Origin of the sequence: Hyphomicrobium sp. 2TAF46 (genome assembly GCF_052114865.1) — a bacterium.
Lineage (GTDB): Bacteria > Pseudomonadota > Alphaproteobacteria > Rhizobiales > Hyphomicrobiaceae > Hyphomicrobium_B.
In genome coordinates, this window is the sequence record NZ_JBFRFO010000035.1 from 1 (window position 1) to 316 (window position 316).

1 protein-coding gene is annotated in these 316 nt (G+C 55.1%); it reads right to left on the minus strand.

Going from position 1 to position 316, the window contains the following annotated elements; translation table 11 throughout:
• Window positions 1-109: 109 nt before the first annotated feature.
• The coding region (locus AB4Z24_RS22540; protein WP_441711900.1) for a hypothetical protein at window positions 110-316 on the minus strand (207 nt) is incomplete at its 5' end.

Consider the following 316-nt stretch of genomic DNA (forward strand, 5'->3'; position numbering starts at 1 on the left):
GCCGAATAGAACGTACATTCCCATCTTCTTTTCCCTGATTGACAACCTCACCCCAAGCTCTGAGCCACGGCGCGGCAGCGGCTGCCCCAATGAACGGGACAGCACAGACTCAATCCGGGTACGTATTCGCGCGAAGTTTCTCGAAACGGTCGGCGGCACCTTCAAGCGCCTTGAGCCAAGTCGACTGCGCACTCGTTTCATTGAGATACAGCAGGAATTTCCAATTTGGAAAATCATGTGACGCCGGGTATTTGCCGTCCTCATCGGCGAAGGTACCCGAGACGAGTTGAACCTCTTCTGCGGTGCCGGTCTCAAA